We start from the raw sequence: 14,605 nt of genomic DNA on the forward strand, positions 1-14,605 counted from the left end.
AAATACCGTGTTAGTGAATGTAAAAAACGTCAAGGCTGTTTTCGTTAATCTGAAAACAACCTTTCAAAAAGCGTTTACGCAAACGCCGTCAGACTGGAAAAAGGTAGCGATGGTCGTGCCGTCGACCGGCAAAGAAAACGATTATTCCTGGCTGTCGCGCTTTCCGAAGATGCGCGAATGGGTGGGCGATAAAGTCGTAAAAGCGCTGGCCGCGTTTAACTACACCATCCGTAATAAGGACTGGGAAGCCACAATCGAAGTCGACCGTAATGATATGGAAGACGATCAGATTATGGGGCTTGCCATTCAGGCGCAGGCGGCGGGCCAGTCTGCGGCGGAGCTGCCCGCTGATATTGTCTTTGCCCTGGTCAGCGATGGTTTTAAAAACCTGTGTTATGACGGCCAGCCGTTCTTTGATACCGATCACCCCGTTCGGGGCCAGTCTGTATCGAATAAAGGCACGAAAAAGCTCTCTGTCGCCAGCCTGGCAGCCGCGAAAGCCAGCTATGGCGAAGCGCGTAAGACCTTGCGCAGCCTGAAAGACGAGGAAGGCGCATCCCTCAAGATTATGCCTAATCTGCTGGTTGTGCCGCCTGCGCTGGAAGATGACGCCAACTATCTGATGACCGCCGACCGCTTCCCGGATAACACGCCGAACCCGTACAAAGGTACGGCGGAGGTACTGGTCGCGCCGGAGCTGAAAACGGATACCGAATGGTTCCTGTTTGATACATCCAAACCGGTTAAGCCGCTGATTTACCAGGAGCGTAAAAAACCGGAGTTTGTCGAACAGACGGACTACAACAACGATAACGTCTTTATGCGTAAGAAATTCCACTTTGGCGCAGAAGCCCGCGCCAACGGCGGCTACGCGTTCTGGCAGATGGCGTATGGCTCTACCGGGGAGGACGCATAATGCCGGTGCAAATTACTGCGAAGCGTGACGGTTTCCGCCGCTGTGGCATCGCCCATAGCGAGAAAACCCAAACTTACCCTGATGACCATTTCACCGCTGAGCAACTGGCGACGCTGGAATCTGAACCGATGCTGGTCGTGGTTCGCGTCAGCGATAAGCAAGCCTCCGGCAAAGATGCGGTACAGGATTTAGCCGCCGCTCAGGCTCGCATTGTTGAACTGGAAACCGCGTCGAAACAGGCCGTAGCGGATAACGATGAGCTTAAAGCTGAATTGGCTACCGTGCAGGAAAACCTTACTGCCGTGACGGCCGAACGCGATGCTTTATCCGCGCAGTTAGCGGCGACCGATACCGATAAGGCGAAAAAATAATGTACGCGGCCCGTGACGATATGGTGCTGGCATTCGGTGAGCGCGAGTGTGTTTCACTCACCGACCGTGACTTTACCGGCGATATTGACGACGCGGTGCTGAATGGCGCGTTAGACCGCGCCAGTGCGGAGATCGACAGCTATCTGGCTGGGCGCTATCCGGTGCCCTGGCCGGATACGCCGCGCATTCTTGTCGGCCGCTGCTGTGATATCGCCCGCTATCTTTTGTGCGGCGCGGGTACGCAGATGACCGATGAAATCCGCGCTCGTTATGAAGATGCGATCCGCTATCTGGAGCGTGTCGCAGATGGGCGCATCACATTGGGCCGCACCGCCGACGGTCAAGTTGTACAACAGTCCAGCTCAGGGGCGCGTTTCCAGTCTGCTGGTCGCGCATTTGACCGGGATTCTACGCGTGGAGGCGCATTTTGATTATCAGGGATATTGAGCAGGCTATCGTTGATCGCCTCAAAAAAGGGCTGGGACGCATGACGCCTAACGTGTGCTCGTATGGCGGCGAATTGGACGGCGAACCTGCCGAGGTTGCCCGCGCCATGCCTGCCGTGTGGGTGACGTTCGGCGGCGTCCAGAACACGCAAAACGCCAATATCGGCAAACGGAAGTACAAAACAGCCGGGCGTTTTGTGGTGATTGTCGGCGAGCGCAGCGTACGCAGTGAAGAGGCCTCGCGCCACGGCGGCGCACGGCTTGACGAGGTCGGCACTTATCGCATGGTCGAAGCGGTGCGCCGGTTGCTGGCCGGGCAGGACTTGACCGAGTCGGGAGTGAAGATAGCGGCGTTGATGCCCGGCCGGGTGCGCCCGCTGTTCAACACCAAACTGGAGAGCCAGGCGCTGTCGGTCTTTGCGTGTGAGTTCGATACGGTGTGGATGGAATCGGCGCTGGAAAACGGCAAATACCCGCTGGAAGGCCCGTCGCCGTTCCACCCGGACAGCATCTTCAACGGCTACCACGGCGCGGTCAGTGAGGACGATCCGGACTGGCTGCGTACCCATATCAGCTATGACATTCCACAGACGGCTACATTGCCGGATGCAGAGGACATGATTAACCATGAGCAAAATAACGGTTAAAGCGGCAGCGGGGGTAACGGTGCCGCGCGAAGATAATCCCCGCCGCTATATCGACAGCGCCAACGGCGTAACGGTTGAACGTTCGGCGTATTACCTGCGCCGACTCGCGGATGGCGACCTTATCGACGTCACCGCCAAACCAGCGGCAGCAGCAAAGGGCGAGACTAACGAGGGGGTGACCAGTGGCAAGTCCTAACGTCAGCTTTGACAATATTCCCAGCAGTATCCGCAAGCCTGGGAAATATTTTGAGTTCAATACCCGCCTGGCGGTGCGTACCTTGCCGACCAACCAGCAAAAAGTATTGATCATCGCCCAGATGCTGGATTCCGGCACTGCCGAACCGTTGCAGGCCGTTAATATTTTCTCCGATGATGAGGCGGCGACGTTGTTCGGGCAAGGCTCGATGGCGCACATCATGGCCGCCGAGGCGATCGGTTGTTACAGCTATTTGCAGCTACAAATCATCGGGATTCGTGATGCGCAGGCGGCGCTGAAAGCCACGGGCAAGATTACCATCACCGGCCCGGCAGGCGGCGCGGGAACACTTAGCGCCTGGGTGGGTTCGACGCGTATCGATGTCGCCGTATCGGCGGACGATACCGCCGACGTGCTGGCCGATGCGCTGGTGACGGCGATCGGCCAAAAAACCGCGCTACCGGTCACGGCTGCTGCTGCCGCTGGCGTCGTGACGTTGACCGCCAAAAATGGCGGCGCAGCGGGTAATGATATCGTTCTGCGTACCAGTACCACCGCCACGGGCATTACCGCCGCCGTAACCGCGATGGCGGGCGGCGAAAATGACCCGGATATCGCGCCGGCGCTGGCGGCGGTGTTTGCGGCCGGACACAACATCATTGTTTGCCCGTACGCCACCCAGGACGCATTAACGGTATTGCGTACCCATATCGATAATGTCAGCGGCCCGATGGAGCAGCGCGGCGCAGTCGGTATTGCGGGCTGGCGTAAATCGTTGTCTACCGGCACCACGTTAGCCTCATCAATCAATAAAGGGCGCATTACTATCGGCTGGCATCCCGGCTCGGTAAAAACGCCCGCGCAGATTGCGGCGGCATATGGCGCGGTGATGGCAAGCGAAGAAGATCCGGCGCGGCCATTGAATACGTTGGCTATGACGACGCTGGATGTGACCGCGCTGGAAGACCGCCTCGGCCGTACAGAACAGGAAAATGCGCTGTATAACGGCCTGACGCCGTTTGAAATCGGCCCCGGCGACACGGTGCAGATTGTGCGGGCTATCAGTACCTACACCAAAAACGCCGAGGGCGTGGACGATGTTTCACTGCTGGATATCACCACCATTCGCACGCTGGACTATGTGCGTAAAGCCTGCCGTGAGCGCATCGCCTTGCGATTCCCGCGCGACAAGTTAAGTTCGCGCACGCCTGACCGCGTTCGCAGTGAGCTATTGGACGTGCTCTATAAGCTCGAAGAGCTGGAGATTGTCGAAGAAGTTGAAGCCAACAAGGCGATGCTGATTGTCGAGCGCGACTCTCAGGATGTTAACCGCCTGGATGCGGCAATCCCCTGCGACGTCGTTAATGGTCTGCATGTGTTCGCCGGCCGCATTGATCTGCTGTTGTAAGGAGTCCTGATAATGGCATTAGAAGAATATGTCGGCGCGATTGTCCTGGAAGTTGACGGCCAGGAAATCGAGTGTACCGACCTGAAGGAAGACACCAACACCGGGCGTAAGCTGGTAAAGACCATGAACCGCACCGGGCGCTCAAAAGGCTTTTCTCGCGGCATTGCCGAGTACCAGGTCACGGTATCGGTGGTGATCCCGCTGAGCGGCGATCTGGACTGGGAAGGCATGGAAGGCGTCAAAATTACCCAGTATCCGGTCAGCGGCAGCGGCGGTAAGCGGGTGTCGTTCCTGGATTGTTTCAGTACCCAGGTCGGCGCTCAGTACACCGTTGATAACGAAGCGAAACGCGATATCACGTTCAACGCGTTGCGCCGGATTGAGGAATGATGATGGAAAAGAACAACTTACTACACGGCATTGAGGTAGACGGCCAGCGTCATTTCGGTTTCTCTGTTCGCCTTCCGGTCGTCGGCGATACCATTGCGGCGCTGGAAGAAACTCAGGAAGAGAAAGGCACCACGGAAGGCGCGGCGGCGTTGATGCACTATCGTGTCGGCATCCTCTCCAATGTGCTAACGCTGGATGGCGTAGAGAAAGACAAAGTCACCACCGAGTTGCTGTTAAAGCAGCTATCAGATGATGACTTTGATCTCATCGATGCGCAAATCTCCGCCGTTAAAAAAAAGCTGATGGAATCGAGAGCGCCCTTGTCGGATACCGCACCATCATCCTCGCCCTCGGCCGATACGGCATCAAAAGGCAGCAAATAGAAGCGATGAGCCGTTCTGAACTGGACGGCTATATCAACGCGCTGGCCCGGCTGCATGGCAAGAAGCCCACAGCCGGGGATGCCAAAACCTCCCGTAAAGTGAAGTCCCTACGCCAAAAACGCCCGACAAAGAAACGGAGAAAGTAAGCAATGGCCCGCAATCTGCAACTGGCGCTGACATTATCGGCGCGTGATACCGGCTCTAAAGTGCTGCGCAAAGCGATGCAGGATGCCGTCGCGCAGACCAAAGCGGCGGAGAAAGCCGGTGACGAGCTGGCGAAGTCGCAGCAGCAGAACAGCCAGCAAGGCATCCGGGCGTCACGCTCCTTGAGTGAGGAGTTTCGACGGGCCAATAGCGCCCGTTCTACGCTGGGCATTCGCTCCGAGCGCGAGATCCAGCGTGAAATCCAGCAGACTATCGCGGCATACAGCCGGTTAACCCGGACGGGGGTAATGTCGGCCAACGAGCAGGCGCGGGCGTTCGATGCGATGACGCAGCGCGTTAGCCGGTTGCGTGGCGAGTTGGGCAGTACGGCGCAAACCGTCAGCCGGATGGATAAGCTGCGGGGCATTGGCTCCGGTGCGATGGCCGTGGCGGGGGGCATTGCGGCCGGGGCGGCGGTGCTGATGCGGCCGGTCAGCAATACCATGACGTATGAGCAAACGCTTGCAAACATGGCGAACACGGCGTTTTCAGACAGAAAGACCGTGGCCGGGCGGCGTAGCGGTATGCAAGAAATGGATTCGTTGATCAGGAATTCCGTGAAGACTGGCGGCGGGACAAAAGAAGATGCGGCCAATACATTAAATGAAATGCTGGCATCTGGCGAGGTCGATATGTCATCGGCCAAAACGCTATTACCGCTGTTGCAGAAATATTCAACGGCCAGCGGAGCCAGTTCGACGGACTTGTCCCAGATAGCGATCCGCTTAAAGCAAACGTTCGGTGTTGAAGACAAGGACATGGGTAAAGCCCTGAACATGGCTATTGCCGCCGGACAATCGGGCGGTTTCGAATTGTCGGATATGGCTAAATGGTTGCCGCAACAGTTAGCTGCGGCAAGCAATAACGGCATGAAAGGATTGGACGATTTTGCCGTTTTACTGGGTGTTAACCAGGCGGCGAAAATCACCGCAGGTACGAGCGATGAGGCCGGGAACAATGTGGTAAACCTGCTGGCGAAAATTACCAGCCAGGATGCAGCGAATGCTGCCGCTAAAGTCAAGGTGAACGGTAAAGGAATAGATTTACCTGGCAGCTTATCTAACGCTCAGGGGAAGGGATTGAATTCCCTTGATGCGTTTGTCGCTATCATTGATAAAGTCGTTGCCAGTAACCCCGCGTACAAAAAGCTGGATGCAAAACTGGCATCTTCTACCGGTGATGATCGTCGTCAAATTATGGAGTCTCAGGCAAAGATTCTGGAAGGTTCGGCCGTTGGGCAGATCATCGCAGACCGACAGGCGCTGATGGCCTTAATTGGGTATCGCAGCAATCGGCAGTATGCTCAAGGTGTTATCACCGACGTAAACGCTCAGCGCAATCTTCCGGCCGGAGAAACCGCTGGCGATCTTAACTTCTCCCTCATGTCAGATACCGCTGGTTTCAAAGCGCAGCAATTAAAAAATACCGCCGATTTCGCGCAAATAGATAGCACTGGTGGGTTATCTAAGGCACTTGGCGATGTCTCTGACAAGTTGGTCAAATATGCAGACCAATACCCTGGGTTAACCACTGCACTATCGGGGGCTACTACGGGGATCCAAGTGCTGGGAGCAGGTGCGGCCACGGCTGGCGGGATATTGGCCGCATGGAAAATGCTGGGAGGTAATGGAGGTATAAATCCGCCGAGTATTCCACCTGGCCCTACTGCCCCGCCAAATGTTCCAGGCGTACGCCTTCCTCCCTGGCTAAGCCGCTTGGGCGGTTTGGCTCGATTTGCTGGTAAGGCATTGGTTCCACTTGGTGTTTATCAAGCCGCCGAAGATGCCCCGCTTGTGAAGGTCGAACGCGGTGATGCAACGGCGCGCGCCCGTCTTAATGCTAATCAATATTCTACTGACTTAGCGCGTTGGCAGGATAGTCAGCGCGCGATTCCCGGCGCTCTGGATGCCTGGGATGAAATCAAATCATGGTGGGCCAGACCGACAACCATCGGCGCAGACAATCCGGCATTTCAGGGGGTTCCTTCTTATCTCATGCCGCCCCAGTCGCCACAAAATAATCAGCAAATCCAGATAAATACAAAACTTGAGCTGGATGGTCGGGTCATCGCCGAAGCGGTTAACGAAGTCAACGGCCAGCAGGCCGCGCGCGGCTCTAACGGGGGGTATTAATGTCCTGGGCTGACAGTTTACAAGAAGCGTCGTTCCGTGGCGTGCCGTTTGACATTATCAATACCCGCGACAGCGCTCAGCGTGATTTGGCGCAGCACGAATACCCCTATTTGAACGGCGCAGATATTCAGGATTTGGGCAGCAAACCGCACAGTTTGCAGACTCAGGCCGTGTTCTGGGGTGATGATTACGAAAGCCGCTTGCAGACCTTTCTTGAAGCGCTGCGCAAGTTAGGCTCCGGCGACCTGATACACCCGGTTTTCGGTTCCATGCCAAACATGCAGGTTGCGGTCTGGCAGGTCAATCACGACGCGGAAAACGTGGATTATTGCACTGTCGATATCCAGTTTGTGCAGTCGAAAACCGGCAACCCGTTTTTTGTTAATGACTACCCGCTATCGAAAGCGGATGTCATTTTCAACAAGGTGCAATCGCTGATTGATGATGCCAATACTCTGATTGAAGGGGTGACCAAGCCGCTGCGCACGGTTAAAGCCACGATGAAACGGGCGCGGGCAATGGCGACAACGGCGCTCAATATGGTCACTATTTTTCGCAGCGAAATCACCGGTTTTATCAGCAGCACAACGGATTTCATTAACTACCCGTCCGCTTTCTTTAGTGACCTACGTTCCGCGCTCAGCCTGAAATCGGCTACGTCAAAGAGTAGCCTGGGCAGCAGTTACAACAGCGCCGCCGCATCGGGTGATGTTTCGTCAACGCAATCCGCGTCATCGGAAAGCGACGTCACTAACTACGTGGCATCCCCGGCGATTATTGTCGCCGACTGGTCGAATACATACACGGCATTGCAGGACATGGCGGATTTGCCAGTATCGTTGTTAACGGGCGCGACCGATGCGCCGGTCGAGATGCCAGCGTTAGCTGATGAGTCGGATATCGCCGAGCTGGTCGCCTTAACGTCGCTCGCGGTATCGATGGAATCCGCGCAAGCCGCCAGCGAGCTGCTAAGCGATGAAACGATTATGGCGGTGCTGACGCCGGTCGATATTGAGCAGATCGTCAATGACGCCCGCAGCATGATCCAGCAATCTATTGCGCTCCACCGGACGCTGTACACCGCATCAATGGAAACGATCAGCAGCAGCGAAATTCCTACCGGGCTGGCATTTCAACCCATCATTAATGGACTGGCCGATATCGCGCTGGAACTCCAGCAGATGGGCGCGGCATTAATCAATCAACGTCCGCAACTGATATCGCGGGCGGTGCAGGCGCAGGGCAATCTGCATCTGGTCGCTCATCTGTGGTATGGCGATTACTCGCGAGCTGATGAGCTGCGCCGCCTGAACCCGCAGCTACGCGACCCGAATAACCTGCAACCCGGAGACGTGCTAAATGCCTACGCAGAGTAATCCGGCGACGGACAACGCCACGGTTTCCGTCATTATCAACGGCAAGGTGCATAGCGACTGGTCACGCTATCAGATTGATTCTGATTTCCTGATCCCCGCCGATGCCTGGAGCGTAAGCCTCGGTCTGCCGGATGGGACATTCCCGGCAGATATCGTGCGCGGTGCGCCGGTACAGGTAAAAATCGGCGGCGATACGGTATTAACCGGGCGCGTTGACAGCGTTCAGCGCTCAGTCGCACGTAACGGCGTAACGCTCTCGCTCTCCGGGCGGGACAGCGCGGCGATCCTTGTTGACTGTTCCGCCCCGATACTGACGTCCCGGCAAGTGGGTCTTGAGGATGTGGTCGCGCAGATTGTCCGACCGCTGGGCATTACCAAAATCCGTCTTGAAGCCGAAAGCGCGATACGCAGCGATAAAATCAGCGCCGAGCCTGGCGAACGGGCGTGGGACATGCTGCTGCGGGCGTGTTCCGGGCGTGGTCTGTGGCCGTGGTTCAGACCGGACGGGACGCTGGTTATCGGCGGCCCTGACTATACTAAACCGCCCGTTGCGACGTTGATCATGCGCGTCAGCGGCCAGGGCAATAACCTGCTTTCTCTCAGCGACAGCAGTTCTATCGAACGGTCGTTCTCCGAGTTAACCGTACTGGCGCAGGGCCACGCCCATTCAACAAAATCAGAGACGGCGATCGTCGATGTCGGTGATGAGTCGGCGACGTCAGAAGATATCGAGATAAATACCGGCACGGCGGAAACCGGGCAGCACGGTATGAAAGCCGTGGTGAAAGACCCGACAGTCAGTTATTACCGGCCGCAGATTGTCGTTGTCGGTGACGCCGACAACCAGGAGCAAATCAATTACCGCGCCCGAAAATCCATGTCTGACGCCCGTTTATCGGCTTACAGCCTGACGGCCATTGTTCAAGGCCACCGGACGTCTGACGGCGTACTGTGGGAGCCTGGGCAACGTATCCACGTAATCAGTGAACCGCATGGCATTGATGATGTGTTTTTCCTGATGGGGCGCGAGTTCAACGGCGGACGTCCGAACGGGACGACAACGACGCTCAGGCTCAAAGAAGATGGCGTCTGGATACCAGATGCGTATCCGAAGAAGAAAAAACAGCGTAAACGTAAAGGCAAACAGGAGACGGCGATAATCGATGTGGGCTGATATTGAAAGGCGCATTAATAGCGCATTAAATCGCATTAGACTGGCGTTTAGAGTGCGTTTAACCCGCGTGAACAGCGCCGCGCCGGTGCAAACATTCCAGGCAAAAGGGATGGCGTCGGAATCTTTGCAGGATAGCGAGCTGTTCCAGCACTACGGCTTTACCTCCACACCTTTGCCGGGAACGATGGGGATCGTGTTGCCGCTGGGCGGCAGAACGTCGCACAGCATCGTCATTGCGACCGAGCACGCGACCTATCGCCTTCAAGCACTCGAAGCCGGGGAAGTGGCGCTTTATACTGATGAGGGGGCGAAAATTGTACTCAAGCGCGGGCGTTTAATTGAAACGGATTGCGACGAGTTCCGCGTCAACTGCAAACAATTTGTTGTCAATGCCGAAGAAAAAGCGGATTTTAATACGCCTATGGTCACCGCCAGCCAACAGGTTACCGCACAAAACAAGATTACCGGCAACGGCGGTATGGCGATCCAGGGTGGCGATGGCGCGACATTCGACGGCAATATCAAACAGTCATCCGGGGATTACCAAACAACCGGGGATGTTACAGCCGGAGAGGTTTCGCTTAAAGGACATATCCATAACGGCGATTCGGGTGGCGTTACTTCTCCGCCATTAGGCTAACCCACTGAACCCCTTCCACTGATTCCTTGCCAGCCATGCTGCCATTCTGGCGGCATGGATAATTTACTTGATCCCCACACTGGCGACTACGCCGGAACCTCTACCACCACGTTAGCGAATGCGGTTTACCTGCGTTTGATGACGCCGCTCGGCTCTTATTGGGCCGCGCCGCAACTGGGTTCCAAACTGCATTTATTGCAACGTGAAAAGGACGTTGCTCGCGTGTATGCGCTGGCAAAGCAGTATTCAGAAGAGGCTCTGGCCCCGCTGGTTGATGATGGCCGCGCCAGCGCCGTATCTGTTACCACTGAGCGCGGTAGCATTGGGTGGTTAATTTTGCTGATAGAAGTCACAACCGCCCAGGGACGCACTGAGACGTTTAAACATCCGGTGAGGGTTATCTGATGCCGCATATTACCCCCTCATTCTCAGCAATTCGTACAGACATATTGCGTGATATCCGCAATCAGTTACCGGCTGCCGATATTTCGGAAGACAGTGATTATTATGTCCGTGCCTCATCCGTTGCCAGCGCAATCGCGGGCATCTATCAATATCAGGGCTGGATTGTCCGACAGATTTTCCCCGATACCGCAGACACTGAATATCTGGAATGGCATTGCAGGATGCGCGGTTTAACGCGCAAACAAGCCACTACGGCCACAGGTACAATTACGGCCACTGGCGAGCCTGGCTCTACGGTAGCTGCGGGTCTGGTCATTAACCGCGATGACCTGTCATATACCACTACCGCTGTCGTTAAGGCCGGGAGTGATGGCAAAGCTGCCGTACCTGTTATTGCCGCGCAAAGCGGAGCCAGCGGCAACACGCTCGCCGCCGTATCCGGCACGTTCGCCAGTGCGCCAGTCGGTTTTGATAGCACAGTAACCATCGGCGTGATGGCGGGCGGAACCGACCAGGAAACCGATACTGAGATGTTGGCCCGGCTGCTTGAGATTATTCGACGTCCTCCTGCGGGGGGAAATAAATATGATTACAAACGTTGGGCGCTTAGCGTTGAGGGCGTGACAGCGGCCTACGTTTACCCATTACGCCGCGGTTTTGGCACGGTAGATATCGTTATCACTTCTGCTGACGGTATTCCGTCGCAAGAAATTATCGACGCGGTACAGACATACATCGATGACGTTCGTCCTGTTACGGCCAAAAATACAGTAGTTTCCGGCCCAACAATAAAAGCTATCGATATTGATGTTCGTATTTCATTAAACGGCGTGACGTTGGCTACTGCTGTAGAAAATATTACCGCTGTTCTTAATGAATATATTAATCAATTACCACCCGGCGAGCCGTTTATTCGCAGTCAAGCCGAAATGTTGGTATCTCAAGTATCTGGCGTGGTTGACAGAAAAATTATCACACCGGGCGACAACGTTTATCCATTAGTCGATGAGTCTTCCGTTGAATGGATACGGGCAGGCCAAATAACGGTGAAAACGCTATGAGTACCGTCTATAAAACCCTGCTTGGCTTATTGTTGCCATCCCCATACGCCACGAAGGAAGAGCGACTCGCGGCAGAATTGAATGCGGAAGCTAATGCGCTAGAGCTATCGAATGAGTTAGCCAGTACAGTTTTAAATGGCGTGACGCCCTTATTTGCTCAAGGGTTGCTCCAGGACTGGGAGCGCGTTCTGGGACTTGCTCCATCTTCAGATAGCAGTTATCAGCAGCGTCTGGATAATGTTCTGATAAAAATCGCCGAAACTGGCGGGCTGAGCATTCCCTATTTTACACGCCTCGCTAGTCGTCTTGGATACAAAATCGCTATAGAAGAACTGCAACCCTTCCGGGCCGGTGTGAGCCGGTGCGGGCAAAGTATTTTACAAGAAGATTTTATCTGGGCGTGGAGGGTAAACGTCAGTGGTTCAGCCGTAAAAAAATATTATTTCACAACAGGTATATCGCTTATTGGCGAACGCCTGATGACGTTTGGTGATTCCATCATCGAATCTGTCTTTAACGATTTAAAACCCGCTCATACCTATTGCTATTTTGCTTATCAGGAAAGCTGATCATGAAACAACTTATGCCGCCCATTGATACATCGTCAGACAATACTTTTCATGACGGAAATCCCCTAACCGGGGAACTGGGGACTATTGTCTCGGCGTTGTTCATGAATAATGTTCAAGGCGTGATACGAAACTTGCAGAGCGAGCTTATTAACGTCATGAAAGAAGCTGGTGTCGATGTTGATGACAGTAATGAGAGCCAGGTTCTTTCGGCTCTGCAAAAGCTATTTTTAACGCAAAGTTTAAAATCGCTGGCTACGGAAGATTTAAACACCATTACTACGCCAGGGCGTAAATTTCAATCGGCCATCGGTAATGCAATGGAAGAGCGGAACTATCCAGTCGAAGCTACGGGCATGTTGGACATTATAAAGACGTCAGAAACAGGCATACGACAGGCGTACTATCCGTCCAATAGTTCGAGTGTGTATCACCGTTTCTGTGATGATATTAGCTCTGTACAACCAGTATTTAGCAAGTGGGAAGACGCGATTAATAAGCTATCTGCTAGTTCTGGTGCTTTTAGCGTTGGTTTTTTACGTGAATCGGTCTATTCGGGTAGTGTCGGTGAATATTTACACAAGGCTGTTTTATATCTTACCCCAGAGATGTTCGGGGCTTTAGGGGATGGTATTTCAGATGATAGAAAGGCAATTCAAGATGCTATTGATAAAGCTAATGAAATTTTCTTAACTAGTGGAAAAATGGTGGATTTATATATCGCTGGATTCCATCTAGTAAAACTGAATCCCAATTCTTTAGGTATTGGTGGGGAAGTTGCCGCAGGTAGGGGGGTATTATGTATCAAACCGGGTGTTCGTATATGCGGATTTGGGACAATTAAGCTCGATCCATCATTTTCAGGTGGTTCATCAGGAGCAATAATCACTAACTGGGCTGGCCCTGTCGATAACTGTACTATACAAGATATTACATTAGATGGATCTTATGGTGAATCAAGTGGTAGTGGCATCACGGCTATTAACATCGTTGACTCAGAGAATGTTACTATCTCAGGTGCCCGAATAATTAACTCCACTTCTGGTGGTGTTTACCTAAGAAAATCAAGTGGTTCATCAGGTGATTATGGTTGTAAAAATAGTAAGATTATTGGTTGTAATCTCAATAAGTTAGCCTATATTGGAATTCAGTGTGAGAAACCAAATGGCGTAATAATTTCACAAAACACAATTAACGAAAGTACTGATAACTCGATTGATATTGAGGGCAATAACTCATCGAGTACAACTGTAGGGTTTTCTGAGCGTATTATCATATCAAACAATAGTTTATCTTCATTAGGTCACGGTATTTTTCTTGAGTCATGTGGAAATGCCATTATATCTGGGAATTCGATGAAATCGAAAGGTGATGGTATTATTTCTAATAGAATAAACTCATCATCAGCGTTTAACCAAATAACTAACAATACAATTTCAGCATACTCAGGTGACGACGCGTCGTCAGCTATTAGATTCATCAATAGCGTGGGCGGAACTGCGGTTTTTGGTAACTTCATCAAAAATAAACACTCGGCTTTTAAGTTTGAATCGGGTATTGATGGCCTTGATATTGGAGTTAATTATCTAACTGGAATCTCTACGTTTATTTTTAATGTGGCTAAATATGCATCTAGTCTTGTAAGAAGCCGTTTAGGTGCGCAATTTGTCTACGGGAATCAGGCGGAGGGAAAACCGTACACCACATCACCGAGAAATAGCCCAGGGAACTATCCAGCCCGCATGTCATACCGTGTTTCATATTCCCAGCCCCACTTCTCGGAAATTGCCGGAAATGGTGAAGATAATATGGTGTATAAAACGGGTGTGTTACAACTAAACTCAACGTGGAGTGGCTATGCCGTTTATACGTCCGGAAACACGGTGTTAAACGGCTCATTAGGGAGCGCTGGGGAGTTCCTGGCAATTAATGGCAAGTACTACAAGATCTCATCGGTAACCGCATCAGAAACAACGGTAACTAAGTGGGATGGCACTGGCTATACTCCGGGCGATTTCACCAGTGATTTCGACCTAGCTTACGCATACTCTACGCATAGGGCAGAATGGGGGAATTTATAATGAGTGACGGTGTTGACTGGAAAGATGTGGAGAATGGAATTCAAGAAGAATTAGATGGTCGTGTTTTTAACAGAGTTCCAACCGAAGTTAGCATTTTATTGTCTGATAAATTGCAGGCTATAGTTGGCGCCGATAGCGGCTCACAACCTTCCGAGGGTTAGTATCTGTTGGTTGAAATCAAAGAAGTTATGCTTATGGCGTCATTC

At 53.1% G+C, this 14,605-nt stretch carries 18 protein-coding genes; all 18 read left to right on the forward strand.

Features of this window, described 5'->3' with window-relative positions:
• The first annotated feature begins 7 nt into the window (after positions 1-7).
• Genes EH206_RS11070 through EH206_RS23060 form a run of 18 tightly spaced genes read left to right on the forward strand, consistent with a single transcriptional unit; the run spans position 8 to position 14,560 of the window.
• Entirely contained in the window at positions 8-916 is a 909-nt protein-coding gene (locus tag EH206_RS11070) for a Mu-like prophage major head subunit gpT family protein (protein ID WP_009112852.1), read from the forward strand.
• On the forward strand, positions 916-1,287 hold the full coding sequence (locus tag EH206_RS11075) for an HI1506-related protein (RefSeq protein ID WP_009112853.1): 372 nt from the start codon (positions 916-918) through the stop codon (positions 1,285-1,287). Before EH206_RS11070 ends, EH206_RS11075 begins: the two co-directional genes overlap by 1 nt.
• Entirely contained in the window at positions 1,287-1,718 is a 432-nt protein-coding gene (locus EH206_RS11080) for a gp436 family protein (RefSeq protein WP_009112854.1), read from the forward strand. The genes EH206_RS11075 and EH206_RS11080 overlap by 1 nt, the downstream gene beginning before the upstream one ends.
• Complete coding sequence (locus EH206_RS11085; protein WP_009112855.1) at positions 1,715-2,380, forward strand: DUF1834 family protein; 666 nt, start codon at positions 1,715-1,717, stop codon at positions 2,378-2,380. The genes EH206_RS11080 and EH206_RS11085 overlap by 4 nt, the downstream gene beginning before the upstream one ends.
• The gene (locus tag EH206_RS11090) at positions 2,361-2,576 is read left to right on the forward strand and encodes a DUF2635 domain-containing protein (RefSeq protein WP_009112856.1); all 216 of its coding nucleotides are present in this window, start codon (positions 2,361-2,363) and stop codon (positions 2,574-2,576) included. The genes EH206_RS11085 and EH206_RS11090 overlap by 20 nt, the downstream gene beginning before the upstream one ends.
• Entirely contained in the window at positions 2,563-3,984 is a 1,422-nt protein-coding gene (locus EH206_RS11095; protein ID WP_009112857.1) for a phage tail sheath C-terminal domain-containing protein, read from the forward strand. Before EH206_RS11090 ends, EH206_RS11095 begins: the two co-directional genes overlap by 14 nt.
• Before the next feature lie 12 nt (positions 3,985-3,996).
• The gene (locus EH206_RS11100; protein WP_009112858.1) at positions 3,997-4,374 is read left to right on the forward strand and encodes a hypothetical protein; all 378 of its coding nucleotides are present in this window, start codon (positions 3,997-3,999) and stop codon (positions 4,372-4,374) included.
• Positions 4,371-4,757 (forward strand): hypothetical protein, encoded by a 387-nt coding sequence (locus EH206_RS11105; RefSeq protein ID WP_232216586.1) that lies wholly within the window; start codon positions 4,371-4,373, stop codon positions 4,755-4,757. Before EH206_RS11100 ends, EH206_RS11105 begins: the two co-directional genes overlap by 4 nt.
• Positions 4,758-4,762: 5 nt before the next feature.
• Complete coding sequence (locus EH206_RS23055; RefSeq protein WP_168709096.1) at positions 4,763-4,903, forward strand: hypothetical protein; 141 nt, start codon at positions 4,763-4,765, stop codon at positions 4,901-4,903.
• Positions 4,904-4,906: 3 nt separating this feature from the next.
• Positions 4,907-7,093 carry a phage tail tape measure protein gene (locus EH206_RS11110; RefSeq protein ID WP_009112860.1) on the forward strand — a complete coding sequence of 729 codons (2,187 nt, stop codon included), beginning with the start codon at positions 4,907-4,909 and terminating at the stop codon, positions 7,091-7,093.
• A complete protein-coding gene (locus EH206_RS11115) occupies positions 7,093-8,469 on the forward strand; it encodes a DNA circularization protein (RefSeq protein WP_009112861.1) in 1,377 nt (458 codons plus the stop codon). The genes EH206_RS11110 and EH206_RS11115 overlap by 1 nt, the downstream gene beginning before the upstream one ends.
• Positions 8,453-9,643 carry a phage baseplate assembly protein gene (locus EH206_RS11120; protein ID WP_009112862.1) on the forward strand — a complete coding sequence of 397 codons (1,191 nt, stop codon included), beginning with the start codon at positions 8,453-8,455 and terminating at the stop codon, positions 9,641-9,643. Before EH206_RS11115 ends, EH206_RS11120 begins: the two co-directional genes overlap by 17 nt.
• Positions 9,633-10,283, forward strand: coding sequence for a phage baseplate assembly protein V (locus EH206_RS11125; RefSeq protein ID WP_009112863.1), 651 nt, complete (start codon positions 9,633-9,635; stop codon positions 10,281-10,283). Before EH206_RS11120 ends, EH206_RS11125 begins: the two co-directional genes overlap by 11 nt.
• Positions 10,284-10,337: 54 nt before the next feature.
• On the forward strand, positions 10,338-10,688 hold the full coding sequence (locus tag EH206_RS11130) for a phage GP46 family protein (protein ID WP_009112864.1): 351 nt from the start codon (positions 10,338-10,340) through the stop codon (positions 10,686-10,688).
• Positions 10,688-11,749 (forward strand): baseplate J/gp47 family protein, encoded by a 1,062-nt coding sequence (locus EH206_RS11135; protein ID WP_009112865.1) that lies wholly within the window; start codon positions 10,688-10,690, stop codon positions 11,747-11,749. The genes EH206_RS11130 and EH206_RS11135 overlap by 1 nt, the downstream gene beginning before the upstream one ends.
• Positions 11,746-12,318: a YmfQ family protein gene (locus EH206_RS11140; RefSeq protein ID WP_009112866.1), complete on the forward strand. Its 573-nt coding sequence runs from the start codon at positions 11,746-11,748 to the stop codon at positions 12,316-12,318. Before EH206_RS11135 ends, EH206_RS11140 begins: the two co-directional genes overlap by 4 nt.
• 2 nt (positions 12,319-12,320) lie before the next feature.
• A complete protein-coding gene (locus EH206_RS11145; protein WP_009112867.1) occupies positions 12,321-14,399 on the forward strand; it encodes a NosD domain-containing protein in 2,079 nt (692 codons plus the stop codon).
• Entirely contained in the window at positions 14,399-14,560 is a 162-nt protein-coding gene (locus EH206_RS23060) for a hypothetical protein (protein WP_156803276.1), read from the forward strand. The genes EH206_RS11145 and EH206_RS23060 overlap by 1 nt, the downstream gene beginning before the upstream one ends.
• The last annotated feature ends 45 nt before the right edge of the window (positions 14,561-14,605 follow it).

Origin of the sequence: Brenneria nigrifluens DSM 30175 = ATCC 13028 (assembly GCF_005484965.1) — a bacterium.
In the GTDB taxonomy this organism is placed as follows: Bacteria; Pseudomonadota; Gammaproteobacteria; order Enterobacterales; family Enterobacteriaceae; genus Brenneria; species Brenneria nigrifluens.

Bases quoted from the DNA above. Each gene is read 5' to 3' on its own strand.
- EH206_RS11075 (WP_009112853.1), top strand. From the start codon at position 916: ATGCCGGTGCAAATTACTGCGAAGCGTGACGGTTTCCGCCGCTGTGGC.
- EH206_RS11080 (WP_009112854.1), top strand. From the start codon at position 1,287: ATGTACGCGGCCCGTGACGATATGGTGCTGGCATTCGGTGAGCGCGAG.
- EH206_RS11090 (WP_009112856.1), top strand. From the start codon at position 2,361: ATGAGCAAAATAACGGTTAAAGCGGCAGCGGGGGTAACGGTGCCGCGC.
- EH206_RS11100 (WP_009112858.1), top strand. From the start codon at position 3,997: ATGGCATTAGAAGAATATGTCGGCGCGATTGTCCTGGAAGTTGACGGC.
- EH206_RS11105 (WP_232216586.1), top strand. From the start codon at position 4,371: ATGATGATGGAAAAGAACAACTTACTACACGGCATTGAGGTAGACGGC.
- EH206_RS23055 (WP_168709096.1), top strand. From the start codon at position 4,763: ATGAGCCGTTCTGAACTGGACGGCTATATCAACGCGCTGGCCCGGCTG.
- EH206_RS11110 (WP_009112860.1), top strand. From the start codon at position 4,907: ATGGCCCGCAATCTGCAACTGGCGCTGACATTATCGGCGCGTGATACC.
- EH206_RS11115 (WP_009112861.1), top strand. From the start codon at position 7,093: ATGTCCTGGGCTGACAGTTTACAAGAAGCGTCGTTCCGTGGCGTGCCG.
- EH206_RS11120 (WP_009112862.1), top strand. From the start codon at position 8,453: ATGCCTACGCAGAGTAATCCGGCGACGGACAACGCCACGGTTTCCGTC.
- EH206_RS11125 (WP_009112863.1), top strand. From the start codon at position 9,633: ATGTGGGCTGATATTGAAAGGCGCATTAATAGCGCATTAAATCGCATT.
- EH206_RS11130 (WP_009112864.1), top strand. From the start codon at position 10,338: ATGGATAATTTACTTGATCCCCACACTGGCGACTACGCCGGAACCTCT.
- EH206_RS11135 (WP_009112865.1), top strand. From the start codon at position 10,688: ATGCCGCATATTACCCCCTCATTCTCAGCAATTCGTACAGACATATTG.
- EH206_RS11140 (WP_009112866.1), top strand. From the start codon at position 11,746: ATGAGTACCGTCTATAAAACCCTGCTTGGCTTATTGTTGCCATCCCCA.
- EH206_RS11145 (WP_009112867.1), top strand. From the start codon at position 12,321: ATGAAACAACTTATGCCGCCCATTGATACATCGTCAGACAATACTTTT.
- EH206_RS23060 (WP_156803276.1), top strand. From the start codon at position 14,399: ATGAGTGACGGTGTTGACTGGAAAGATGTGGAGAATGGAATTCAAGAA.